22 protein-coding genes and 1 tRNA gene are annotated in these 24,234 nt (G+C 55.1%); 17 read left to right on the top strand and 6 right to left on the bottom strand.

The annotated features are described in order from the left end of the window. Positions 1–78: 78 nt before the first annotated feature. On the bottom strand, positions 79–2,460 hold the full coding sequence (locus GOX75_RS07555; protein WP_171121973.1) for a hypothetical protein: 2,382 nt from the start codon (positions 2,458–2,460) through the stop codon (positions 79–81). 606 nt (positions 2,461–3,066) lie between these two features. On the opposite strand from GOX75_RS07555, the gene GOX75_RS07550 reads away from it, so the two are divergent. Both GOX75_RS07550 and GOX75_RS07545 read left to right on the top strand, forming a co-directional pair. Beyond that, entirely contained in the window at positions 3,067–3,810 is a 744-nt protein-coding gene (locus GOX75_RS07550; protein WP_254428703.1) for a response regulator transcription factor, read from the top strand. After that, positions 3,791–4,300 carry a hypothetical protein gene (locus GOX75_RS07545; protein WP_171121972.1) on the top strand — a complete coding sequence of 170 codons (510 nt, stop codon included), beginning with the start codon at positions 3,791–3,793 and terminating at the stop codon, positions 4,298–4,300. The genes GOX75_RS07550 and GOX75_RS07545 overlap by 20 nt, the downstream gene beginning before the upstream one ends. 9 nt (positions 4,301–4,309) lie before the next feature. Here GOX75_RS07545 and GOX75_RS07540 read toward each other — a convergent pair. Next, positions 4,310–4,394, bottom strand: a tRNA-Leu gene (locus tag GOX75_RS07540). 238 nt (positions 4,395–4,632) lie between these two features. Between GOX75_RS07540 and GOX75_RS07535 the strand changes: the two genes are divergently transcribed. Then, positions 4,633–4,971, top strand: coding sequence for a hypothetical protein (locus tag GOX75_RS07535; RefSeq protein WP_171121971.1), 339 nt, complete (start codon positions 4,633–4,635; stop codon positions 4,969–4,971). Next, on the top strand, positions 4,964–6,190 hold the full coding sequence (locus GOX75_RS07530; protein ID WP_171121970.1) for an HlyD family secretion protein: 1,227 nt from the start codon (positions 4,964–4,966) through the stop codon (positions 6,188–6,190). Before GOX75_RS07535 ends, GOX75_RS07530 begins: the two co-directional genes overlap by 8 nt. 115 nt (positions 6,191–6,305) lie before the next feature. Here GOX75_RS07530 and GOX75_RS07525 read toward each other — a convergent pair whose 3' ends face one another. From GOX75_RS07525 to GOX75_RS07515, 3 genes are all read right to left on the bottom strand, one after another. Then, positions 6,306–7,736 carry an NAD-dependent succinate-semialdehyde dehydrogenase gene (locus tag GOX75_RS07525; protein ID WP_171121969.1) on the bottom strand — a complete coding sequence of 477 codons (1,431 nt, stop codon included), beginning with the start codon at positions 7,734–7,736 and terminating at the stop codon, positions 6,306–6,308. A gap of 83 nt (positions 7,737–7,819) precedes the next feature. Next, positions 7,820–8,785: a LysR substrate-binding domain-containing protein gene (locus GOX75_RS07520; RefSeq protein WP_171121968.1), complete on the bottom strand. Its 966-nt coding sequence runs from the start codon at positions 8,783–8,785 to the stop codon at positions 7,820–7,822. Further along, a complete protein-coding gene (locus tag GOX75_RS07515; protein ID WP_171121967.1) occupies positions 8,782–9,558 on the bottom strand; it encodes an aspartate dehydrogenase in 777 nt (258 codons plus the stop codon). The genes GOX75_RS07520 and GOX75_RS07515 overlap by 4 nt, the downstream gene beginning before the upstream one ends. A 148-nt stretch (positions 9,559–9,706) precedes the next feature. On the opposite strand from GOX75_RS07515, the gene GOX75_RS07510 reads away from it, so the two are divergent. The 5 genes from GOX75_RS07510 (at position 9,707) to GOX75_RS07490 (ending at position 14,147) form a co-directional block, all read left to right on the top strand. Next, on the top strand, positions 9,707–10,660 hold the full coding sequence (locus GOX75_RS07510) for a dihydrodipicolinate synthase family protein (protein WP_171121966.1): 954 nt from the start codon (positions 9,707–9,709) through the stop codon (positions 10,658–10,660). Between the two features lie 97 nt (positions 10,661–10,757). Further along, entirely contained in the window at positions 10,758–11,300 is a 543-nt protein-coding gene (locus GOX75_RS07505) for a 3-hydroxyanthranilate 3,4-dioxygenase (RefSeq protein WP_171121965.1), read from the top strand. Positions 11,301–11,325: 25 nt separating this feature from the next. After that, entirely contained in the window at positions 11,326–12,300 is a 975-nt protein-coding gene (locus tag GOX75_RS07500) for a TRAP transporter substrate-binding protein (protein ID WP_171121964.1), read from the top strand. Between the two features lie 63 nt (positions 12,301–12,363). Beyond that, positions 12,364–12,888, top strand: coding sequence for a TRAP transporter small permease (locus GOX75_RS07495; RefSeq protein ID WP_171121963.1), 525 nt, complete (start codon positions 12,364–12,366; stop codon positions 12,886–12,888). Continuing rightward, positions 12,885–14,147 carry a TRAP transporter large permease gene (locus GOX75_RS07490; protein ID WP_171121962.1) on the top strand — a complete coding sequence of 421 codons (1,263 nt, stop codon included), beginning with the start codon at positions 12,885–12,887 and terminating at the stop codon, positions 14,145–14,147. Before GOX75_RS07495 ends, GOX75_RS07490 begins: the two co-directional genes overlap by 4 nt. A gap of 122 nt (positions 14,148–14,269) precedes the next feature. Here GOX75_RS07490 and GOX75_RS07485 read toward each other — a convergent pair whose 3' ends face one another. Then, positions 14,270–17,059 carry a bifunctional aconitate hydratase 2/2-methylisocitrate dehydratase gene (locus tag GOX75_RS07485; protein ID WP_171121961.1) on the bottom strand — a complete coding sequence of 930 codons (2,790 nt, stop codon included), beginning with the start codon at positions 17,057–17,059 and terminating at the stop codon, positions 14,270–14,272. A gap of 368 nt (positions 17,060–17,427) precedes the next feature. Between GOX75_RS07485 and GOX75_RS07480 the strand changes: the two genes are divergently transcribed. The 8 genes from GOX75_RS07480 (at position 17,428) to GOX75_RS07445 (ending at position 23,859) form a co-directional block, all read left to right on the top strand. Then, positions 17,428–18,627: an integrase arm-type DNA-binding domain-containing protein gene (locus tag GOX75_RS07480; protein ID WP_171121960.1), complete on the top strand. Its 1,200-nt coding sequence runs from the start codon at positions 17,428–17,430 to the stop codon at positions 18,625–18,627. Continuing rightward, the gene (locus tag GOX75_RS07475) at positions 18,624–18,995 is read left to right on the top strand and encodes a hypothetical protein (protein ID WP_171121959.1); all 372 of its coding nucleotides are present in this window, start codon (positions 18,624–18,626) and stop codon (positions 18,993–18,995) included. The genes GOX75_RS07480 and GOX75_RS07475 overlap by 4 nt, the downstream gene beginning before the upstream one ends. Positions 18,996–19,092: 97 nt before the next feature. Then, positions 19,093–19,275: an AlpA family transcriptional regulator gene (locus tag GOX75_RS07470; protein ID WP_170412870.1), complete on the top strand. Its 183-nt coding sequence runs from the start codon at positions 19,093–19,095 to the stop codon at positions 19,273–19,275. 158 nt (positions 19,276–19,433) lie between these two features. Beyond that, the gene (locus tag GOX75_RS07465; RefSeq protein ID WP_171121958.1) at positions 19,434–20,006 is read left to right on the top strand and encodes a hypothetical protein; all 573 of its coding nucleotides are present in this window, start codon (positions 19,434–19,436) and stop codon (positions 20,004–20,006) included. Positions 20,007–20,123: 117 nt separating this feature from the next. Continuing rightward, the gene (locus tag GOX75_RS07460; protein WP_171121957.1) at positions 20,124–20,360 is read left to right on the top strand and encodes a hypothetical protein; all 237 of its coding nucleotides are present in this window, start codon (positions 20,124–20,126) and stop codon (positions 20,358–20,360) included. An 85-nt stretch (positions 20,361–20,445) separates the two neighbouring features. Beyond that, the gene (locus GOX75_RS07455; protein WP_171121956.1) at positions 20,446–22,332 is read left to right on the top strand and encodes an AAA family ATPase; all 1,887 of its coding nucleotides are present in this window, start codon (positions 20,446–20,448) and stop codon (positions 22,330–22,332) included. 345 nt (positions 22,333–22,677) lie between these two features. Beyond that, positions 22,678–23,265 carry a glycosyltransferase family 29 protein gene (locus tag GOX75_RS07450; RefSeq protein WP_171121955.1) on the top strand — a complete coding sequence of 196 codons (588 nt, stop codon included), beginning with the start codon at positions 22,678–22,680 and terminating at the stop codon, positions 23,263–23,265. An 18-nt stretch (positions 23,266–23,283) separates the two neighbouring features. Continuing rightward, positions 23,284–23,859 carry a sulfotransferase family 2 domain-containing protein gene (locus GOX75_RS07445; protein WP_171121954.1) on the top strand — a complete coding sequence of 192 codons (576 nt, stop codon included), beginning with the start codon at positions 23,284–23,286 and terminating at the stop codon, positions 23,857–23,859. Positions 23,860–24,234 lie beyond the last annotated feature (375 nt).

The raw sequence follows: 24,234 nt of genomic DNA, 5'->3' as shown, positions 1-24,234 counted from the left end.
CGCAGAAGCGGCCTCGGCAGTTAGCTTGACCGGGTCAGAGAACGAACCGTCGCCCTCTGCCCCAAACCCAGAGGCGGGTTATACGTCGGTATCGTCGCTGGTGTAGGTCGAGTTCATCGAGCCACCAACCATTGTCGTGTCGACCGAGTTGCCGAGAACGTTGGCCCCCATAACGATCGTCTGGTTGAAGGCCGATGTATCTACAACAGCAGCCGCCGATGCGTAGGATTCACCGTGGACAATTCCGTCACCAGAATTGTTGGAACCCCAGGACCCGGCGTTGCCGCCATTACCACCCGCGCCCGAGTTGGCACCCGATGCGTCGCCACCGTTAACCGTTGCGCCGGTGATCGCACCATTTGTTGCCGAACCCATCGCGTCGCCGCTGGTTCCGCCGTAGCCGGCACCGGCACCGCCGCCGCCGCCAAAGCCCGAATTCGCCGAGCCGGTCGCGCTGCCTGCGCCTGTCGAAGTGGCGTCATTGTCGGACATCGCGTCGCCGCCATATCCTGCAATCGCACTCGCCAGGCTGTCAGCGCTGCCATCGGTGTCTGCGACCGACCACAGACCAGAGTCGCCGCCCGCACCAGCAGTGTTCACAGCGTCTGCTGAACCTGTGCCGGATCCGTTGGACATTGCGTCCTGCTGGATCGCGCCGCCGCCACCGCCAAAGCCGTCGGCAGTTGCAGTACCGGTACCAGTGCCCGTGGCCGAGCCGCTTGTGCTGTTGCCGCCACCTGCACCACCGTCGCCGCTGGTGTTCTGTGGCATGTTGGCTGTGCCATTCACGTCACCCGGGGTTTGCGTGATATTCGGGCCAGTCGTGGCCTGATCACCAACACCCTGAGCACCGGACATAGCACCCGCAGTACCGCCAAGACCTGCACCACCGGTGCCGTCTCCGCCACCGCCAGTACCGCCGGTACCAGCACCGCCAACACCTTGAGCTCCACTACCGTTGCCACCGGAACCAAATCCGCCGTCTCCTTCACCGCCAGTGCCGGGGTTACCGCCATTGACGTCACCGCTGCCGGTGTCAGCTTCGGCTTCACCCGCGTTCAGGCCAATCAGCCCGTTCTGCTGGTTCAGCGCAGCAAGCGCCGCGTCGACCTGGCCGGATGTTCCGCCAGTGCCAGCGCCGCCGGTGCCCGCACCGCCAGTGCCGGTCGCACCATTGCCGTTGCCGCCGGTGCCCGTCGCTCCAGTGCCAGTTCCACCCGTTCCGCCGGAACCGGTGCCATTGCCGCCATCAGCGTCAGCGTCGCTATCGGCAAGGCTTCCCGCCAGGCCAAGGCCCAGGTTACCAGCCGCCGCGTCGTTGGCTTCGGTGTCGCTGCTACCAGCGTTTACCGCAACGCCATCGGTGTCAGCATCGCCGTCACCACCATTGGCGCCATTGGCGTCCGAGTCATTCCCGGCCAGACCGGCACCCAGTGCCGAGGCACCAGTAGCATTGTTGCCGCCAAGAGACGCGCCATCGTTGTCGGCTTCGGACAGGCCCAGGCCCAAGCCCAGACCGATCGAGCCTGCGTTTCCGCCTTCTCCGGCTGTGCTATCACCATCAGAGTCGGCGCTGCCGGTATTGTCGGCATCGGCGTCACTGTTGGCATTTCCGCCGGAACCCGCGGTGCTGCTTCCGTTCGAGTCAGCATTGGAATGTCCAACACCCAGACCGAAATTGGTTGCACTTCCCGAGGAACCGCCTGCACCGCCAGTGCCGGCACCATCTGCGTCACCGGTGTGACCGCCGAAGGCCAATGCAGTACCACCATCGGTGTCCCCGTCTGCATAACCGCCGTGCGCAGTGCCGCCGCTTCCGGAGTTTCCTCCGTCCGACTGCGAGCCGATGCCTTCGTCAGCATTGGCCGTTCCGCCACGCGCGTTGCCGTCCTGGTCAAAGCTACCGTTATTCTTAACTTCCGCCGCACCCAGGGTGTCGTCGTCGCTCAGGTTTAGGTACTGCTTATTGATGGCGGACATGTCGTTGCCTGCGCCATCCAGACTGATGTTCAGGTTCAGGTCATCGCCGGGATCATAATCCAGGTCGTTTCCAACGGTAATGACTTTGTCGATGCTTGAACCGCCAGAGACATCAACATCTACCAGATCATCGTCGCTGCCCAGCGGCTCGGCTTCGCCAAAGTCGATATGGACAGAGTTCGAGTTGTCGTTGTCGTTATCGCCGTTCTTCTGCTTCTGAGCCTGCGCTTGGCCCTGACCTTGATGTTGGTCCTGATCCTGATCGTTTTCGTTATCTACATCAGTTTCCACATCGGTTTTCTGGGCTTGCGCCTGCAGTTGATCTTGATCCTGATCATTATCAACCTTGGTTTTCTGCTCAGTCTGGTCCGCGCTGATTTCGACGTCGTCGATGTTAATTTCATCTACCGGAGCAATGACTGGACCAACATTAATTTCTTCGACGTCGGCGCCGTGATTACCATTACGGTTTCTAGACATATCAATTTCCACTTATTAAGCGCACAGACCGTCATTCATCTACAAAACGGTTACGGGCGCGGTTGAAACAAGAGTTGCGCACAAAGAGAAACGCGAAACGCGCTTTCGTGCGGTATCGTCAGTGACTTGGTCTCCCACCCTCCTTTCTCGGCTTAGCCGAAAGAGCCCTTGCGCAAAAAATCGCGAAAATGCGCGAATCGCGGGCACATTAGGAACAAGCACCTCTTCAATTGAGGCACTCACATCGTTGCAGGAGCAGCACAGCCTGAATAGCTAACCGTAAGCACTAGATCGCTTAAAATTATGATTTCATTGAATTAAAAAACCGATTCGGCCTGTTTGTCCGAATTGGCACCGCAAAAGGCGGGGCGGAATCCCTTTAGGTGGGAAACCGTGCGATTCCCTCTACTTAAACGAGAAAGGCCAGCTTCCACCTAATCGAAAGTACTATAACCTAAGCCCTTGGAATCACGTTTTATTGAAGAAACTTGCACTATTCACTGTAGTCTTGAGATCATGCACGTTAATATTGTGTTAATTATACGCTTCAAGTTCTGTTTACTGTTTTGCCGCATTTCCGCGGTTTGGGTTATGTAGGGGGGAATAATGAGTATCCCGTTTCAGGATAGTTCTATCCAAGGTAATTTTACCGCCGAAGAATTCTCGATCAACTTTGTTGGCAAGGAACTGTTTTATTCGCGTCAAACCTTGCGCGAGGTTCAAAACGAATTCGGTGTCGCCACACACCGGATTGACAGCATCCAATCACTTCCGGTCTGTCCTTCATCCGGTTCCGGCCGGGTCATCATCGTCGACCAAATGTCACTTGATGATCTGATCGCGCGACCCAAAGCCTATAAGGATTGTGTCGGCTCCGGCAGCGTTGCATTTGCATATCGCAAAGATGAGGCGGCCCGGTTTTTGTTCGAAAATTGGGATCGCAATACATATGGCGAAATTGGATACCTGCCGATGAACGTCTCGCCAGATGTTTGGAGGTCTATCCTACGTCTGTTGTTGCACGAAGAATTTTATATGCCCTGTTTTCTTGCTGACAGCGTTGCAGCCAATGACGGCCAACCTAAGCTTGACCATCCCGCAATTTCGGCGGCAGCAGATCCTCATCCGATCTATTCCAAGCTGACACCGAGAGAGAAACAGGTCCTGCAATTGGTATCAAAAGGCCAGAGCAACAAGATCATTGCTTCCAATCTGGGAATTACCGAGCACACTGTTAAGCTGCATATACACAATGTCGTAGGCAAAATTGGTGTCAGCAACAGGACTGCCGCTGCACAATTCTTCTTTGAGGTCGCGCCCAAAGAGGCGCATGAAATGGCCGTTGACTGACGACTTTGAAACCCGATTTGATCGCCTGATCCTGTTGGTGGGTCGGCTGAATTACATGTGGACCAACACCGAAAGCCTGTTGATCCACTTGATCGCAGGCCTGAGCGAAACCAAGAAAGATGTCGCGGTGATTATCTTTCTGACGCTGAACACCACACGGGCGCGCCTTGATCTTGTGGAACGGCTTGCCAAGATGGAGGGCCGCCCACCGGAAATTCGCGACCCAATCCTTGTTCACACACAGCGATTAGCCAAACTGTCGGGAATTCGAAACAAATACAATCACTGCATTTATTCCTTTGACCCGGACAGCGGCAATCCAAAGACAATCCTGATGAGGATTTCCGACAGAAAAACAGACATCAAACTGGGGCGTGAAGACACAGTCGACGCCTTGGCCATGAAAGAGATTGAAGACATTGTTGATCAACTTTCCGAGTTGAACCGCGATATCTGGCGGCTGATCAGCCAGTTGGGCTTTCCAGTTTGAAGGTTTGAGTGGTGCGGATGGCGGGGATCGAACCCGCAAGCCCTAGGGCGAGGGATTTTAAGTCCCTTGCGTTTACCAGTTTCGCCACATCCGCAGGTCACCGATCCATCAGGCGCGGCGACTATCGGAACTCTTAATGCGAACCAAACTGATTGAAAAGTCGCTAAGTTGACGATCGCAAAAATGGTGCGGCCAAAACCGGACAGGACGCCACTTGCGGCAACCCCGCGCTGAAACGCGCCATAGATCGGAGCCGAAAACCACCCCAGTTTGATCTTTTTGAATTCAATCGTTTATCCTTGCACAGTATCATTATGAAACCGGAGGTTCCCGTGAACAGCTCTATTTCTGATGAGGCTTTGGCCCGGCTACCGTTTTGGGTAACCGCCCCGGGCGAAACGGATGGCTTTCTGATCGTTGTGGGCATTTCGCTTATTGTTGTCTTGCTGGGCTTTGGTGCGCTCTATTTCACGGTGCAGGCTATTCCAGATCGAATGGCGGCCGGTGCTCATAAGGTGCAAATGCAACTTGTCGGCGTGCTTGGCCTGATTTCGCTGTTCACCTTGAACAATGCGTTTTGGATTGCAGCCATCCTGATTGCAGCAGTGCCCCTGCACGAAATCCTTCCACTGGAAACCAAGACGGATTTGCCGGAGCACACTGATGCTTGAGCTTATTTTCTCGGCGCTGATCACGATTGTTCCCGACTATCTATACCGCCGGTACAAGCAGGGCAAACGGTGGGGCCACGAAATCACCCTGTTCAACGTCTGGTATGAACTGCGTTGGGGATTGACCGCATGTGCAATAGTGGCCGTGACGCTGATCACCATCATTTTCTATTTCCACCCTTCAACGCGCAAAGTGACCGCGGTTTTTCGTACTGTGACCATCCTTTCTGACCGCGGGGGCCGCGTTGCCGAGGTCTATGTCACCAACAATGCAAGGGTGAAGGCAGGCGACGCGATTTTCACGCTGGATACCACCCGGCAGGAAGCGGCGGCAGAGACCGCGCAGCGTCGGATTGAAGAGATTGACGCCACATTGGGATTGATCGCGACAGAAGTCGCCACAGCCGAAGCCCGCGTCAAAGCCGCAGAGGTTGAGCTTAGTCAGGCTGAAAACGACCTACAGCGGCGTCTGTCACTGGCGGAACGAAACGACACCGTTGTCAGCGAACAAGAGCTGGAACGCCTGCAAACCGCCGTGTCCGGCGCAACTAGCCAACGCGCAGCCGCTATTTCTGCGCGCGACGGTGCCAAGTTGCGTCAGACAGCAGTTTTACCAGCGCAAAAGGAAAGTGCGCGCGCAGTCCTACAAGAAGCCGAGAATGAAATCGCAAAGTCCACGGTATTCGCCGAAGTGGATGGCACAGTGACCCAGTTTTTGCTGAAACCGGGCGACATCGTGAATCCGATCCTGCGTCCCGCTGGCATTTTGGTTCCCGAGATATCGGGGCAAGGCCGCTTTGTCGCGGCTTTTGGACAGATATCCGCGAGCGTTCTGAAACCCGGTATGCTTGTTGAAATCACCTGCGCATCCAAACCACTGACCATTGTCCCCATGATTGTGGACGGGGTGCAAGATACCATAGCCGCGGGTCAGTTTCGGCCGGGGGACGCGCTGCTTGATTCCCAGGATCGCGCTCGTCCGGGAACGGTCACCGCTTTTCTGGCTCCGGTTTTTCCCAAGCATTTGGAAGGCATCCCCCCCGGAAGCGCCTGCATTGGCGTCGCTTATACAAGTCGCGCGAAGGAAATAGATGCGGGGGAGATCACGGGGCTGTCCGCCTTTTTTGCCAGAATTGTGGACGGGATGGGCATAGCGAATGCCATTGTCCTGCGTGCACAGGCGATACTGTTGCCCGTCAAGACGCTCGTTTTTTCTTGAAGCGCACGCAGCAACCGTTCTGAAACCCGGCGAGAGTGTTCCACCTCCGTTGCCGGGCCGGATGGCAACGCAACCGCCATAGCGATCGGATGCTAAGTGGTGATTAATCGGTCATTCAAACAATTCGGGCCGAGTGCCAGACGTTTTTGACCGTCATGTAATTCTCCAATCCTTCTGTCCCCCCTTCTCGGCCATAGCCGCTGGACTTGACGCCGCCAAAGGGTGTTTCGGGCATGGATGCTTCCAGCGTATTAATGGACAAGTTGCCGACCTCTACCTCATCCACCAGCCGATCAATATAGTCAGCGCGATTGGTAAATGCATAGCCGGCCAACCCATAAGGCACAGCGTTCGCTTGCTCGATAGCTTCGCCCAACGAAGCGACCGGGTTTATCACCGCGACCGGACCAAACGGCTCCTCCCGCATGATCCGGGCGGTGTCGGGTACGTTCATAAGAACAGTGGGTTCAAAGAAATACCCGGTGTTACCAAGTCGGGCACCCCCCGTTACCAAAGTCCCGCCTTTGGCCACCGCATCATCGACCAATTCCGCAAGTGCGGGGATACGCCGGGCATTGGCGGTCGGTCCCATTTCAACCCCATCCTGGCGGCCATCACCCACAACTGTGGCCTTGGCTCGCGTTGCAAATGCAGCGGCGTAGTCTTCAAAAATACTTTCATGCGCGAAGAAGCGCGTCGGCGACGTACAGACCTGCCCCGCGTTACGCATTTTCCGAACGGCACTGGAAACGGCGGCGGTGTGAACATCTGTATCTTCGCAAACAATAACCGGGGCGTGCCCGCCCAATTCCATCAGAACCCGCGTGTCGTTCTGTGCCGCCAAAGTCGTCAGATGTCGTCCGACCGTTGTTGATCCTGTAAAAGCCACCAGACGCACCGGGTCCTGCGGAATAAGGTGCCCTGAAATCTCGGCAGGCGTTCCAAAAACAAGATTCAGCACACCGGCGGGAAGGCCCGCATCCTCGAACGCACGAACGATATGCAAAGCCCCCGCCGGAGTTTCTTCGGCAGCCTTTAGAATGACCGAGCACCCAGAAGCCAACGCGCCTGCGATCTTTCGGGCGGGCTGGCTCATTGGGAAGTTCCACGGCGAAAACGCGGCGACAACTCCAACCGGCTGATGATGAACTGCGAACTTGTGGCCGGGGGCCGCTGGAATGATGCGCCCATAGGACCGCATGGCCTCCCCCGCATCCCATTCGAAGAATTCCGCCCCGCGTATGACTTCCAGCCGAGCCTGAGCCAACGGTTTGCCATGTTCCAGTGTTATCGACTGCGCAATGTCTTCCTGCCGATCCCGGATGAGCGCCGCTGCCCGCAGGATCGTGTCTGCGCGCTCTCGTGGTGACGTGTGGCTCCAAACCCGAAAGCCTTTGACCGCCGCATCCAGTGCATCATCCAGATCGCTGACAGAGGCGCGTGGCAGGCGGGCGATCTCTTCTTCTGTCGCGGGGTTCACGACCGGCATATCGGTTTCGGTGCTACGCCACTTCCCCCCGATAAAGAGCTTCAAATCTGGATACATGACGCAGAGGCCTCCGATTGTTCTGCCCGTTCAGATCAGGCATCCCGGGTGATCGCTTCAAGTGAATTGGGGGAATACTGATATCATTTTGACGAATACCTGAACCGATTGTCCTGCGCTGCCTGATGCAAAGCTGCCTTGAACGCACGACCGGCAGGTGACAGATCGTCATCTGCCCGCAGGGATATTCCAATTGGCCCATGGCCAAAGGGTACGGTCCAGTCCAACTGTGACAAATGCCCGTTCGAGAAATCCTGCGTTACCACCGCAGCAGGCATAAGCCCGATCAGATTGCGCGATTGCAACAGTGCGCGATTGGCCAGGTAAGACACGCTTTCGACTGTAACAGGCGGGACATATTGCTGTTGACCGATAAAGAAATGATCAGCCTGTCGGCGCAAAGTGGTCTCCAACGGCGGCAAAATCCAGCCAAACGGTTTGGTTTGCGCGAAGGAAACATCTGACTTGCCCGCCAATGGGTGCTGAGGGCCGACCACTGCCAGAATATGATCCTGCAACAGCTTTTCCTGACGGATCTTGTCACGGTGCCGATGCGACGGCAGGCGCCCCACCACCATATCAATCTCACCGGACAACAACCCGGGCATCAGCACCTCATTGGTGCCTTCACTGATCTTGACGGCCACGTTTGGCCTGTCGGTCAGCAGGATTTCAATAGCGGCGGGCAACAGGCTTGTGGACGCCGCCAACAGCGTACCCACGACAACGCGTCCAGAATTGCCTTCGTTCAGGTCATCCAATTCCTGAGCGGCATTTGAAACCTGCGTGAAGATCAGCTTGCCATGGCGTATCAAGGTTTCGCCGAACACGGTCGGCACTACCCCGCGATTGGTCCGGTTGAACAGCTTGACCTCAAAATCCAGCTCGAGATCCTGAATCATTTTCGTGGCAGCAGGTTGCGAAATTCCAAGCTCGCGGGCTGCATTTTGAATGTTCCCATGCGCGCCCACCGCCACCAGCAGGCGGAGTTGACGCAGTTTCAATCGCGTCAGCGCACGGTCGACAATGCGTGAATGCCGCCCCGTCATAGCGTGATCCGCTGTGTTATCTGATCCAGCTTGGCAAGAATGCTCATCGCCGCCAGCGCCGACGAACGCGGATTGTCAGGCAAAGCATTGCCGTTGATCTGAAAATGGAAATTGCCGAAGTCACCTTCGGCCCTGATCTCGTGGACGTTTTGCGTGATTGATGGGTCGGCAATCAATTGAACGCGGGTGTGATCAAACCCAAGACCAGCCAGAGCCACCGCCGCAGCGACATTGGCATTTTTCGGATAAGACAAGGCCGCCGCGCGCGCGGTCCCTTCGAAATGGGTAACGGCGCAATCGACGATGTCATCCAGATCCAACTTCTCCTCAGCAGCAGAGCCCTTCCATCCCCCCGGCGGCTTGCGTCCGACATAAGTGACCGTCGACAATTTTCCCGCCCTTGCGGCGGCAAGACAATCCAACGCTCCGATTGCGCCACTTGCCAGATGCAGCTTCGCGTTCCCCTCTTTCGCGGAAAGGCTCAAAGCCTCAGATACTTTCGGGTCGGCAAGCGCACCCAAAGAGACCGTGATCATGTTGACCCCACGGGCCAGTATTTGAGGCCCTAAACATGCCAACGCCTCGTGACCTGCGCAATCAATCACCAGATCAATGCCGGATGGCAGGTCGTTGACCGAGCCGATTTCCAACCCGGCGCCTTGCCTAACCCGATCGGGCCGCATCAGAACCGCGCCAAGGTGATGCTCGCGCGCAGCAAGGCCCGACGATACGTATTGCGCAATGGCGCCATTCCCGATCATTCCGATTTTCATGTGTCGAACGCTAGGACAGATCAGAGCAAAACTGAATTAGAAACCCACAGATATTCGTTTTTCTGATATCCAGTTGCCCGAGTTCGACTTGGAATGCCAATACTCAATACGGTTTTCTAACCCGAACCAGAGTGAAAGGCCCTGCCCCATGAAATACACAAAACAAGACGCCAAAGCTTATGCGCGCGAAAACATGACGGGCATCTGGGCGGCCGCTCTCAACCCGTTCCACGAGGATCTGTCGCTTGACGAGGCCGGGCTGCGGTCGAATATCCGTCATTGGATCGACGACCTTGGGATTCAGGGGCTGTTCATCGCCGGAAAGCAGGGCGAATTCTGGGCCATGACGTTGGAAGAGCGCAAACGGAACATGTCGATCGCGGTCGAAGAATGCGCCGGGAAGGCCGGAACAATCATGTCGATCTCGGATCAGAACATGGAAACCGCGCTTGAACTTGGCCGTCACGCGCAGGACTGCGGCGCCGATTATGTCGTCGTACATGCGCCAATGCTCAGTTTCTGTCAGGACCGGGGCGAGTTGCTGTATCAATACTACAAACGCTTCTGCGATGAGCTTGATATCGGCATTGCCATGTGGAGCCACCCCGACAGCGGTTATCTGATGCAACCCGAAGAATGCGCACGTATTGCCGATCTGCCCAATATCGTTGCGATCAAATACTCGGTTCCGCGCGACATGTATGTCAGGCTGACCCATATGGTCGGAGACAAAATTCATGTCTCGACCTCTGCCGAACATGAATGGTTGGACAACATTCTTGAACTGGACTGGAAGCTGTACCTGTGCTCATCACCACCCTACCAGTTGCAGACCGCCAATGACCAACGGATGAATGAATACACGCAGCTGGCCTTCGCAGGGAAAGCGGATCAGGCACGGCGCGTGTTCGACAGCCTGAACCCCGTACGGGACGCGATCAAGCGGACCAAACCCGCAGATAAGCCAACCGCCTTCGGCAAGTACTGGCAGTACCTGCTGGGCCAAACCGGGGGCCATGTACGCCCGCCGATGCTAGAGCTCAGTCAGGCGGAAAAAGATATTATTCGCAAGGGGTTTGACGAATGCGGACTGAAACTGTGAAACTAGCGGTATAACTTAATCCGATACCTACATGCGGACAATTTCTTTGTGGTTATGAGGAATGTCGCCGAAGTTTTTTGCCAGACGGGAGAAAACAATGTCAAAGCTAAGAGCGTTCAACTTCAAGGCTTGGGTTGACGAACATCGTCATCTTCTGAAGCCACCGGTCGGCAACAAAATGGTATTCGAAGATGCCGACCTTATGGTCACCGTTGTCGGCGGCCCAAACAAACGCACCGATTACCACGACGACCCGGTCGAAGAGTTCTTTTACCAGCTTGAAGGGGACATGCTTCTCAAGCTGTTTGATGGCGAGGAATTCTATGACGTCCCCATCCGTGAAGGCGAGGTGTTTCTTCTTCCGGCGCATGTCCGCCACTCTCCTCAGCGTCCGCAAGAAGGCTCGGTCGGCTTGGTCATCGAACCCAAGCGGCAGGAAGGAGAACTGGACGCAATCGAGTGGTATTGTTTTGAATGTGGGACACGCGTGTACCGGGCTGAAATGCAGCTAAAGTCCATCGTTGACGACCTGCCTCCGGTGTACGAAAAATTCTATGCATCGGAAAAAGACCGCACTTGCCCGAATTGTAATGCCATACATCCGGGAAAAGAACCGCCCGAAGGCTGGGTGCAGTTGTAGAAACAAAAAAGTAACGGGGAAGAACATGAAACACTTTGGAAAAATAATTGCGGCCACTGCTTTGGCGACAGTCTCTGTTGTTGCGGCACAGGCCGAGGAATTCCGTCTGGGCCTGATCACGCCACCGCCCCACATTTGGACCAAGGCCGCCGAAGCGTTTGGGGCCGAGCTGTCCGAAGCCAGCGATGGCGCGCACAGCGTATCCGTTTTCCCGGCGCGACAACTGGGTAACGAGGCTGAGATGCTGCAGCAGTTGCAGACAGGCGCGCTGGACATGGCCTTTATGACAGTGGCCGAAGTGTCAAACCGCGCGCCGGAACTGGGTGCTTTCTACGCCCCATACCTTGCTGACGACATCGGCCATGCCGGTCGTATCCTGAGGTCAGACACCGCAAAGACAATGCTGGAGCCGCTGCCCGGTCAGGTCGGCGTCGTCGGGGTCGGCTACGGTATGGCCGGACTGCGCCAGATCGTAAGCCGGGGCGAAGTTTCGTCAGCGGATGACCTTGCCGGTCTAAAACTGCGGATCACTCCGTTCACTCCGATCCTTGATTTCTACAACGCCGTTGGCGCGGCCCCGACTCCGATGCCCTTGCCTGCGGTTTACGACGCGTTGGCAAATGGTCAGGTCGACGCCATCGACATGGATGCCGAACTTATTTGGGTTCTGAAATACTATGACCATGCAGATACGATTGTTCAGTCCGACCACATGATGTTCCCAATGGTGGGGCTTGTCTCGGCCAAAGTCTGGGCGGGGTTGTCCGAGGAAGACCGGGCACTGATTGGTGAGTTGATGGCCAAGCATGTGGACAGCACCATCGACAGCTATGTCTCGAACGAGGCCAGTTGGCTGGAGCAGATCGAAGGCACTGGAAAGTCCTATGTAAAGGTGGATGCCTCGTTCTTTGGCGATGCCATCGACGAATGGAATACGATCTGGTCAGAAAAGACCTCGTCGCTTGACGCCCTGCGCGCTACTGCGGCAGAAACCAAGTAAAGTTTGGTCGCAGACAGACATGGCGCGAGCCTGTGCTCGCGCCATTTGTCTTGGGGATAGGTCATGTTGTACCGCTTATCGGCATTCTGGGCCCGAGTGGAGCTCTGGTCGGCGGCGCTTTTGGCGCTTGTCGTAACGGTGCTGATCCTGCTGAACGTGGTCACGCGCAGCATGGGAAACGCGCTGTTCTGGGTCGACGAACTTGCGATTTATTCGATGGTTTGGATGACTTTTCTGGGGGCATCCGCCGCTTTGCACCACCGGGATGCCGTATCCATCACCATCGTCACGGATGCCGTGTCGATCCGCGTTAAACATCTTATCGACAAATGCGTTGACGTGATTGTCTTTGCTTTCGCGCTGGCGATGTTGTGGTTCTGCTGGCGATGGTTTCTGCCCTTGGACATTGTCCAAGCCGGATTCGATACAACCGCGTTTCAGGGCCAGACCTTCAACTTCATTTACGCCGAACCCACACTGACGCTGGGCCTGCCGAAATTCCTGTTTTGGCTGGTCATGTGGCTCTTTGCGCTTGGGGCCACATTGCATTCCGCAATGCACCTCTTTGGAACGAGGCCTGTTTCATGAGCCCTATTGTCTTTCTTGCGGCCCTGTTTATCTCGGTGCCCGTGGCAATCGTTCTGAGTGTGACCGCGATCTGGTACATCTGGGAAAGTGGGAACACGATCCTCTATGACAGCTTTGCCCAGAAGATGTTCGGCGGCCTGGAAAACTATGGCCTGTTGGCCATCCCGCTGTTCATGCTGACCGGCGAGCTTATGAACGAAGGAGGCATGACTCGCCGCCTGATTGCTCTGGCCCGCATTTTCGTGGGCGGTTTCCGGGGTGGTCTGGCATATATCAACCTTTTGGCGAACATGTTCATGGCTGCGATTATCGGATCGGCCACAGCCCAGATCGCCGTCATGTCGCGCGCCATGGTCCCCGCCATGGAGGAGGAGGGATATGACAAGGGCTTTGCGACGGCCACCACCGCAGCGGGCGGGTTGTTGGCCCCGGTGATCCCACCGTCGATGATGTTCGTGGTTTTTGGGGTTCTGGCGCAAATTCCGATTGGTGAGATGTTCATCGCCGGAATCCTGCCCGGCCTGATCCTGGCGGCCAGCTTTGCGTTGGTGATCGCGTTGATCGGATGGCGGAGGCAATTTCCCAAAGGCAGTTGGATGAGCGCCAAGGAATCCGCACGCGCCCTAGCTGCCGCAGCACCGGCCCTGTTGATCCCTGTCGCCATCATTGGCGGCATCCTGTTCGGCATTGCCACGCCGACAGAGTCCGCCGCTGTCGCATCATTTGTAGCGTTTGTCGTCGGCTGGCTGATCTATGGTGAGCTTGACCCAAGACATCTTGGCGAAATGTTCCTGAGAACGGCCAAGAACGCCTCGATGATCCTGTTCATGATCGCGGCAGCCAGTGTTTTCGGATGGGTGATCATTTACGAAGAGCTTCCACAAAAGCTGGCCGGTTTGATCACGACCATAACCTCTGATCCGTTCCTATTCCTGCTGATAGTCAACGCGGCGCTTCTGTTGGTGGGCATGATCATCGACGGCATCGCCGCGATTATCCTGATCACTCCGATCTTGCTGCCAATTGCCACGGGCTCATACGACATCAGCCCCTACCAGTTCGGCGTAGTCGTTTGCCTGAACCTTGTTCTTGGCCTGCTGACACCGCCGGTCGGAATTGGCCTATATATCGCTTCTTCAATGAGCGGCGCCACACCCGGTTCGATCCTAAGATCGCTCTGGCCATTTCTAATGGCCATAACGGTTGTCCTTGTCCTGCTGAGCTATGCGCCGATTCTGTCGACCTACCTTATTCGCTAGGTCCACATTTCGCCCTTGCATGACCTGTGGCGATACCGCGTGCCGCAAAGTGTCGGCAGCGGCGCGACGGCCTGAGACAAGCTGATAGCTTGCCCATGCCCTTCGCGCCGCTGCCGTTATCGTTAGAAATGCACCGACAAGCCGCCGAGTGGTTTCTGAACCGGCGGCGCAAATTTTGTCAGGTCAATCCCTTCTACCGCCAGCTTGTATTCTTCAAGCGTCGGCGTGCGTCCCAAAATTGCGGACAGAACAACAACCGGTGTTGAACCCAAAAGCGATTCACCCTTCTTGGTCTCAGAGTCGGCAACAACCCGGCCTTGGAACAAGCGTGTCGAGGTCGCCAGAACCGTATCCCCTTTTGCGGCCTTTTCCTGGTTCCCCATGCAAAGGTTACAACCCGGACGTTCGAGATAGAGAATATTCTCGTATTCCGTTCTTGCCGTGACCTTGGGGGCAGCGTCGTCAAACTCAAATCCGCAGTATTTCTGCAGGATTTCCCAATCCCCTTCCTCTTTCAACTCATCAATGATGTTGTAGGTCGGGGCAGCAACAACCAACGGTGCCTTGAACGCAACCTCACCATGGGCCGCCTCAAGGTTGCGGAGCATCTGCGCGACGATCTTAATGTCGCCCTTGTGGACCATGCACGATCCGACAAAACCCAGATCGACCTTCTTTTCCGCCCCGTAGTAAGAGATCGGCCGGATCGTATCATGAGTATAACGCTTTGATACGTCGATGTTATTGACATCTGGGTCAGCGATCATCGGCTCGACGATTTCGTCCAGATCAACGACAACTTCGGCGAAGTACTTGGCGTTATCGTCCGGCGTCAACGCAGGCTTCTCGCCCGACTTGATCTGGGCGATCCGCGCCTCGGCAATGTCGATCAGTTTCTGAAGCATTCCGTTCTCATGCTCCATTCCCTTGTCGATCATGATCTGAATACGGTGCTTTGCCAGTTCAAGCGATTGGATCAGCGTGTCATCGTTCGAAATGCAGATCGACGCCTTTGCCTTCATCTCGGCCGTCCAGTCCGTGAATGTGAACGCTTGGTCTGCCAAAAGCGTTCCGATATGGACCTCGATGATGCGCCCCTGGAACACGTTGTCACCATGCTGCGCCAGCATCTGTGCCTGCGTTGCATGGACCACGTCGCGGAAATCCATGTGATCGGCCATCTTGCCCTTGAAGGTTACCTTCACCGATTCCGGGATCGGCATCGAGGCTTCACCGGTCGCAAGCGCCAGCGCCACAGTGCCTGAGTCTGCACCAAACGCCACGCCCTTGGACATACGCGTGTGGCTGTCCCCGCCAATGATGATCGCCCAATCGTCGACGGTAATGTCATTCAGGACCTTGTGAATCACATCGGTCATTGCGTGATAAACACCCTTGGGGTCGCGACCGGTCACAAGACCAAACTTGTTCATGAACGCCATCAATTTTGGTGTGTTGGCCTGCGCCTTGGCATCCCAGACAGACGCTGTGTGACACCCGGACTGATACGCACCGTCAACGGACGGCGACAGCACGGTTGCCGCCATTGCCTCTAGCTCCTGTGCCGTCATCGGGCCGGTGGTGTCCTGCGATCCAACGATGTTGACCCGCACGCGCACGTCGGACCCTGCATGCAGCACCTTGTCCGGTGCGACGCCCAGCGCGTTGGCGTTAAAGATCTTCTCAACCGCTGTCAGCCCTTGATCGTCGTTGCTGATTTCCTTCGATGGGGCAAAGACCCGCGGGGCTTCGATCCCCAGGGTTTCTGCGGCAAATGTCTGCAGCTTCTTTCCGAAGACGATAGCGTAAGAGCCGCCTGCCTTCATGAACTCCATCTTCTGCGGTGTGAACGACCCCTCCATATCGACCAGCTCTTCGCCTTCAACACTGAAGAGTTTTTTCTTTTTCGTGTCGATCTTGAGTACGGTGCCAGTCTCGACCGAATATTTCTGCTCAAGAACAGGATTGCCGTCGTTGTTCAGGATCGGTTGACCGTCTTCACCGATTTTCTTGCCCCAGTTCTTGAGGTCGACACCAATACCGCCGGTCACGCCAACGGTTGTCAAGAAGATCGGGGAAATCCCATTTGTGCCCGCCACAACGGGCGCCACGTTTATGAACGGAACATAAGGCGAAGCCTGCTTGCCAGTCCAAAGCGCCACGTTGTTGACGCCAGACATACGCGACGAGCCAACACCCATTGTGCCCTTCTCGGCAACAAGCATCACACGTGCATTCGGATGCTTCAGTTTGAGTGCTTCGATCTCTTTCTGCGCCTCTTCCGAGATCAGGCATTTGCCGTGCAATTCGCGGTCAGCCCGAGAATGCGCCTGATTGCCGGGGCTGAGAAGGTCAGTCGAGATATCGCCTTCGGCTGCAACATAAGTAACAACCTCGATCTCTTCGTCGATGTCAGGCAGAGTCGTGAAAAACTCAGCCTTGGCATAGCTGTCCAACAAGTCCGCAGCGACTGCGTTGCCTGCCTCGTAAGCTGCTTTGATACGGTCCGTATCGGCCTCGTAGAGGAAGACTTGGGTTTTCAGAACGTCAGCCGCTTGGCTTGCAATGCCCTCGTCAGCGCCCAGCGCCAGATCAAGCAGCACCTCAACCGACGGCCCGCCTTTCATATGGCTCAGAAGCTCAAAGGCAAAGGCGGGCGTGATTTCGTCCACGGTCGCTTCACCCAAGATGATCGCCTTCAGAAAACGGGCTTTCTCACCTGCCGCGCTGGTGGTTCCGGGAAGTGTGTTGTAGATAAAGAACTGCAGGCAATCCGCGCGATGCCCGCTGGCCGAATCCTGGATATGGGCGATCACCTCATTGAGAAGCGCACCATCGTCAATCGGTTTAGGGTTAAGGCCCTGTTCTTTCCGGTTTTCGATTTCAGCGAGGTATTCGTCGTATAGGCTCATGATCATTTCCACATCGGGCAAGGGGCTGGAGGGCAGCTAAATTAAGGGAAGACTCGATTTGGCATACAATGGTATACACATCGACGGAATTCAAGGGCCCCGCTTGCGACATTCTGCCCACAACCGCTAGTCCCAGCGCTTCTGGCACGAAATTCCAGCCGCATGAACCGGGCAAGTCTTTTGTATACAGGGGATAGTGGTGCCCCCACACGGCACATAATAAGAGTAGAAGTCCACATCATATAGTATCATAGATACGCAAGCTGATATGTAATTACTTAGTGTTAATACATTTATGCATTGCAGGTAGTCTTAGCTCGTGTCACCGTACCGCAATATGTATTGGGGGACGAATTGGGGGACCAGGAATGTCGGGCAAGCTAAACAAGCTTTCAGCAGTCGGATTGAAATCGCTCCCGTCAGGTAAGCACGAGGATGGTGGTGGACTACGGTTTGTGCGGCGTAAGGATGGCACGGCTGCTTGGGTATTTCGTTTCACGATACACGGCAGGCGTAGGGAAATGGGTCTTGGCCCCTACCCCGATGTTTCCCTCAAGGCTGCGCGAGAAATGGCGACCGAGTACAGGCAGCAGGCCAAGCGTGGTATCGATCCTATAGCCAAGCGCGAAGCAGAGAAGCTGGAAGCCATCCGTAATCTGCACGTTGTTCGGGATGTGGCACAGGATTGCTTTGAGGCCCGCAAGGCAGAACTGAAGGGCGATGGAACTGCGGGACGCTGGTTCTCGCCGTTGGAAATCCACATCTTGCCCAAGCTTGGAAATATGCCCATCGCTGAGGTGGACCAGATCTCTGTACGAGACACGCTGGCGCCGATCTGGCATGAAAAGGCCGAGACGGCTCGCAAAGCTGCGAACCGCCTGAATCTCGTTCTGAAGCATGCAGCCGCTTTGGGCCTGCATGTGGATTTACAGGCGGTGGACAAGGCCCGCGCCCTTCTCGGCAAACAACGGCATGAAGCGAAGAACATTCCGGCATTACCGTGGCAAGAGGTGCCGACTTTCTATGCATCACTAGGTCAGGGTGTCACTGAACTCGCGTTACGGCTATTAATCCTCACCGGGGTGCGCTCTGCCCCGATCCGCCATGCAAGACCGGATCAAATCGATCTAGGCGCGCGCATCTGGACGATACCCGCCGAGCTTGTGAAGAGTCGCAAAGGTACGACGGGAGATTTTCGAGTACCACTGACCGACGAGGCTGTGATGGTCGTAGAGGTTGCTCTGCGTCACGGTGGTGAAGTGTTGTTTCCGGGGCAGCGCGGAAAACCGATCAGCGATATGACGATGAGCAAACTCATGCGTGACCGGGACATGGCAGCCCGCCCGCACGGGTTCAGATCGAGTTTGCGAACGTGGGCCGAGGAAACCGGCCAGCCGTACGAAGTCGCTGAAACAGCACTTGGTCACGTTGTCGGCAATGCGGTGGAGCGGGCGTATCAGCGATCCGACCTGATTGAGAAGCGTCGCGTTTTAATGGCCGCGTGGGCTGATCACGTAACAGGCCGAGGCGAGGCTGATGTTGTGTCGATCAATGGGGTGCGGGGATGAACAGTAAAAACTATACTCCGCAGCTTGGCGCATGGAAAATGAGACACGACGGAGAGCTGCGCGAATTGGCCCGGACGGACATTTCAGCGGCTCTCCTACTTTTAGAGCAACTATCGGATATTGGCGCAAAGGTTGAAGCGCAAACCGCGCTCTACATTGCCGTGTTAAGTTTAAAGGCAGACACCCCAAAAGAGTTGCGGAAACCTCGGGGCAGGCCCAAAGGTTCTTTTACTCCGAACGGGCTTAAAGTCAGTGAGCGCACCGAGCGTAGGCAAAGGGAACGATCGCGAAAGAAGCAAGCTGAGCTAGACGAAGTGTTGGAACGCCTGCGAGATAGGATTTCGAAAGAAGACACCGATGGCCTCTAGCAGAAGCGGACATTTATTCAGCCTTTTATTGACCGTGACTTGAAGCCATGGGCTCACGCATTCTTACCCCGTAACGTCAGATGAAACGGGGTATTGAATGACCGATCGACTTTTAACGGACCGCGAAGTTGCCGAGCGCCTTGGCTTGTCCAAAGCTACAATCTGGCGACATGCCAAGGCCGGATTGCTGCCAAAACCCGTCAAACTTGGATATGCGGCCCGCTGGCCAGAAAGCGATATTCAAACTGCAGTGGAAAGCTTGAAGGCCAAGCGAACTTAAACAGCCCGACATCCGAAACACTTAACCGCGAGCCCAAAGGTCCGCGAACGGAGGAGATATGCCTGATCAGACCTTTCGAATTCTAGAAACAAAATGGCGGCAAAACCTAACGCCGAAACACGAAGTTCAAATACATCAAACCGAAAAGGAGAAATACGATGCAATTTCCTAACAGCGGCACAGGCCGCCCTTACATTCGTCTCGACGCAAGAACGGCAACATTTAAGGCCTCCTGCGTCGACAGTGATGCGGTTGAAGTCGATTTAGTCGGCAAAATCGTAGATCTGGATCTGGCTAACGCAGAACAGGGTTGGCTCAAAGTAGATCAACATGGCGCAGATTTCGTACCGCTAGCGAAACGAGATGATTGGAATGGCACTCCAAGCCCATCTCCCGAATACTCGCCCGCCGTATCGCTGGACCTCAGAAGCGACGCTTGGGATGAACCCGCTGTCCGCGAACTGCGTGGCGGTTCGCGAGCCATTACCTCTTTCATCGCATCGGTCGCAAAAGAGGCCGGCGATATTCCAAACGGTAAGGCTGTTCGAGTTCGAATTGTTGCGGTCAACACCGTTAAAATTGGGCGAGGCACATCGACCGAAATCAGGTTTGAAATTGCGCCAAAGAGCAAATGGCCTGACCTTTCAACATTTGCGTCTGATGTCGGTTCATCGGGATCCGATCCTGAGTCCGGAGATGATGGTACCGAAGATCCTGATGCCTGGGCCTGAGGTCACCGCAGGCAAGTACAAACGCTCGGGTTCTGATTTGTGCCGCAAATCAAACCCGAGCCGCCTGCATCGTCTTGCCACGACCTTCCTGCGAAATAGCAATAAGCGAGCACAAATATGAGTGATACGTTGATCGATTTCACCGACAGCGAACGCGAAGACCTGCGGGTGGCCGCGGGTCGCATGGCATTATTCTGGAAGCGAGAAGGACTTGCTGACGCGGTTCGCCAGATTGGGCCAGACCTCGGGTATGAGGGATTACGCGTCGCGTTAAGCGCGTATTTTGAGTTGCGGCAACAGAGAGTGGACCGGGACCGCCGGAACAAGTTTCTGGATGACGAAATCCCGTTTTAGTCCAATTGATCGAGCAGCGTTTTGGGCGACGGCGTCCAATGGGCTTCTTCGCGACGCGGCAACTGAAGCTTTCGGTGAGCCCAACTTGACCCTGTCGAACCAAGGCGACCTCAGATTCGGCCAACGGGGGTCTAAGTCTGTCGTTCTGCACGGTGAAAAACGCGGATCCTTCTATGATCATGAGGCTCAAGACGGTGGCTACCTTCGCATTCCCGATGCGGATTTTGATCAGCTCGCAGCCCAGGGCGACAGAACATTCAGATTGGGCAACAGCAAAATGGAAAAACCGAACCGCGATAAGGTCCGACAGCTTTGGTCAAAGGCTCTTCCGATCGAAGGTACGCCTGCCCAGAGGTATCTCGAAGCACGCGGCATCTTAAGACACCTTCCAGAAAATGCAGCACGCTTTCATCCGAACGCTGTGTATGGCCGTCCCTGCTGCGTTTTTCCAGTGTTGGATTCAATGGGGGAAATCTGTGGCGTGCAACGTGTTCCGCTTTCAACTGATGGTGTGCGTGTCGGTGATCGAAAATCACTTGGGCCAATTGGAGAAGGTTGGTTCGAGGTCTCAGATGCCGAACCGGCTCATACTCTGGTTGCGGAGGGCGCAGAGGATGCTTTGGCGATCTGGCGAGCGATGAAAGAGGACATCTCCACACCTGACGTCCGGGTGGTCGCAATGCTTGGTCAACGATGGTCTCGAGCAGTGAAAGATTTTCCCGGCGCGATATTCTGCGCGGACGCGGACAGTGTCGTAGCAGCACGCGATGCCGCGGTTTCCTGCGGCGGGCGTATTTTTGATCCGTCGCCACGCAAGGACGCAAACGAAATTCTAATAGAAGATGGCCCAACGCAACTCTGGGATCGTTTAAGGCGCGCTCAACGCGCAGTCGCAGGCAGCGAAACGCCAGAGCGCATGGCGACAGATGGCTTCTGGTTGGGAGAAGTTGAACCCATACTTCAAAACGCTGATGCGATCCGGGGTTGGTTGCCGAAACGTGGAATCGCAACGCTGTTTGGACCGCCGGGTTCCGGAAAAACATGGTTGGCGTTGGACATGGCAGCACATCTTGCTGCAAACCAGCCATGGTATTCTCACCGCACGCAAGGCGGGCCAGTTGTCTATATCGCGTTTGAAGGCGTGGGCGGGGTACGCAACCGCCTTGTGCCTCTTTTGAGAAAGGTCGGACCTGTTCCGATGTATGTCCTAAATGGCGAGCTTGATCTTTGCGATGAGGACGCTGTTTCTATTTTGATAAAACAAATCCACGCGCTTGGTCAGGAAGCCGGTGAGGCGGTACAATCCGTTTTCATAGACACATTGGCTCGTGCAATCGGCGGGCGTGACGAAAACTCGCCAGAGGGCATGGGGGCGGCTCTGAAGGGCGCAAGCGCGATCGAGAACGCAATCGAAGGACTTGTCCTGCTTGTTCATCATACGGGCAAGGATACGTCACGTGGAGCACGCGGGCATTCTTCTCTCAAAGGCGCCGTCGATGCAGAAATCTCAATTACTCGCGACGGCGATATAATCACGGCAGTCGCCGAGAAAGTGCGGGATGGAGAAGATGGGGCGAGGTTCTCTTACCAACTCCAGCAGGTGGCGCTGGGTCTCGACAGCGACGGGGAGCATGTCACGTCATGCTATGTCGAGCCGATGTCCAACTCACCGCATGAAACTGCAGGTGCAGCTGAGCAGCTGCCGGACAAGCAGCAAAAGCTCATCGAGGCTCTTTCTCTCTACATCGATGAGCATGGCATCTGGAATCCCGGAGGCGAGGAATGGCCCGAGCCGCAAATGTATCGGATCGTCCATATGGAGGATCTCATTGCGTACGCTTCGAAGTTGGACATCTCCAAAGCATCGCGCGATCGCGACCAAAAACGTGAAATTACCCGGATGATAGACGCACTGCAGACTGCGGGTCGCGTAGGAACAAACCGAGATTGGATTTGGCTTGTTTCAGCGTGAGCGAGATGCGCGAGAAACACGCGAGATCGCGGTAACTCGCGGGCGCGAGATTTAGCGCGAGATCCTTATAGATAAACTCGCATCTCGCGCGCTGCTTGAACCATCGCAACAGAGGCGAGAGCGCGAGCCCGGGCAAAGCCCCCGGGCTCGCGCTCTCGCTGTCACGCTTTGTGCAAGGCGCGGTGTGAAAGACGGGTTTGAGCAGAGAAACGGACATTCGGGAAAATCTGTCGCTTTGGCTGAGTTGACAAACGCCGCAGGATTAGCTTCTACAAATCGTCATGAAACCAAATCAAACGCCCGGTTCAGATGGAATTCACAGTTTCAAAGGTGGGAAGTCTTAAATTGGACCCGACTAATGCCTTAGGCAAGTTTTCGGACTGGAGTAAGTGCTCCGTTGCTATTGTCGGGAATGCGGCTTCAATCCTCTCGAAAAGGCACGGGCTTCTGATTGACGATGCCGATGTTGTTATCAGGATGAACCGTGGTATTCCGAAGTTACCAGGTTCGCAGGGTACAAGAACTGATATTCTAGCGTTCAGTACGTCTCGTGTTGTTGAAGACATTTATCATAAGTTTGGTGCTCGCCACCTGATCTGGATGTCGCCAAAACTACGAGAGAAAAGCGCTCAGACAAATTGGGGCGATATGAGCTTTTACCCATTGGATAGATGGGAACGCTTGCACCAAAGATTAAACGCAAGACCAAGCGTCGGAGCAATGACTGTGGACTTGATTTCCAGCCTACGTCCAAAGCAAGTGTCGATCTTTGGATTTGATTTCAAAAGAACCCTGACCAACTACTCAGAGAAGCAGCATCTCGGACCTCACGACTTTCAGAGCGAAGAGATCTTTGTACAAGGCACCGCTGCAAAACTGGGTTGGCAATTGCTTTGCGACTGGGAACCTACCAATAATTCTACACAGAGTTGAAAACGGAGATCTAAGGACTTGTCGAATTTTCTGCTAGCCGATCCGGATGCGGTTTTCATCCACATTCCCAAAACAGGCGGTTCAACCATCCGTATCGGCATCTGGGAGCGCAACTATACTGGACCGGAATTTGGTGAGATTCCGTCCGACTGGAATAAGCATTTCAAGTTCGCTTTTGTGCGACATCCACTCGAACGACTTGCATCGGCCTATCGCGATTTTAGGGACATACGACGCTTTGAGGGCGGCTTCGACAAGTTTCTTGATCTCGTCTTGGACGATAGTATCCCCTATGGCAGAGCGCGCAAAAACGTCGAAATCAGTGTGCGTCACCATACAATTCCGCAGACCCACCCATTCAATTGCTTGGATCAGGCCGATTTTGTCGGCCGGTATGAAAACTATGAAGATGACCTAAACGAGATTCTGAAGGCCGTCGGAAAACAAGTTGTGACTTTCCCACGTATGCGACACACCAAGGGGGAAACTTTCCAAGAGTTGTTCAAAGGAAACGACGCTGCATTGAGTAGAATGGTAGAATACTACCAAGGCGATTTTGAAACTCTTGGTTATGACGCTCCAATTATAGCGTAGTGAGCAAGTCTTGAAGAGCGCACTCGCCACGAATGTCGTTGCGGCAATTTGAACTGATTGGACCGTGGTGATAAACTCATTGTTTCAAAGACCAAAGCACAACAAATGTTTTACCGGCAGGGCGACCCTTTAAGCTCCGGGAACGGCTGCTTTGGGCTCAACGTATTCGTCTGAACACCTGTGCTGGATGCCCAAAAAGCGGCTGCAGAAGACAAGAAGAATGTGTACAACCAAAAAAAGAACCTCCTCGCAGAGGTGAAGCTCCATTACTTCAGGCGAAGTCTCTGCGAAATTATCGTCGTTTTACAACATTCGTTTTTTGTTCAACTTCCGCGAGACTAAAGACCCGATGTTCATTTCCATTACTTCTATACG

Source organism: Ruegeria sp. HKCCD7251 (genome assembly GCF_013031165.1).
In the GTDB taxonomy this organism is placed as follows: Bacteria; Pseudomonadota; Alphaproteobacteria; order Rhodobacterales; family Rhodobacteraceae; genus Ruegeria.
The sequence above is the reverse complement of the archived record's forward strand: the minus strand, read 5'-3'. Positions and strand labels throughout refer to the sequence as shown.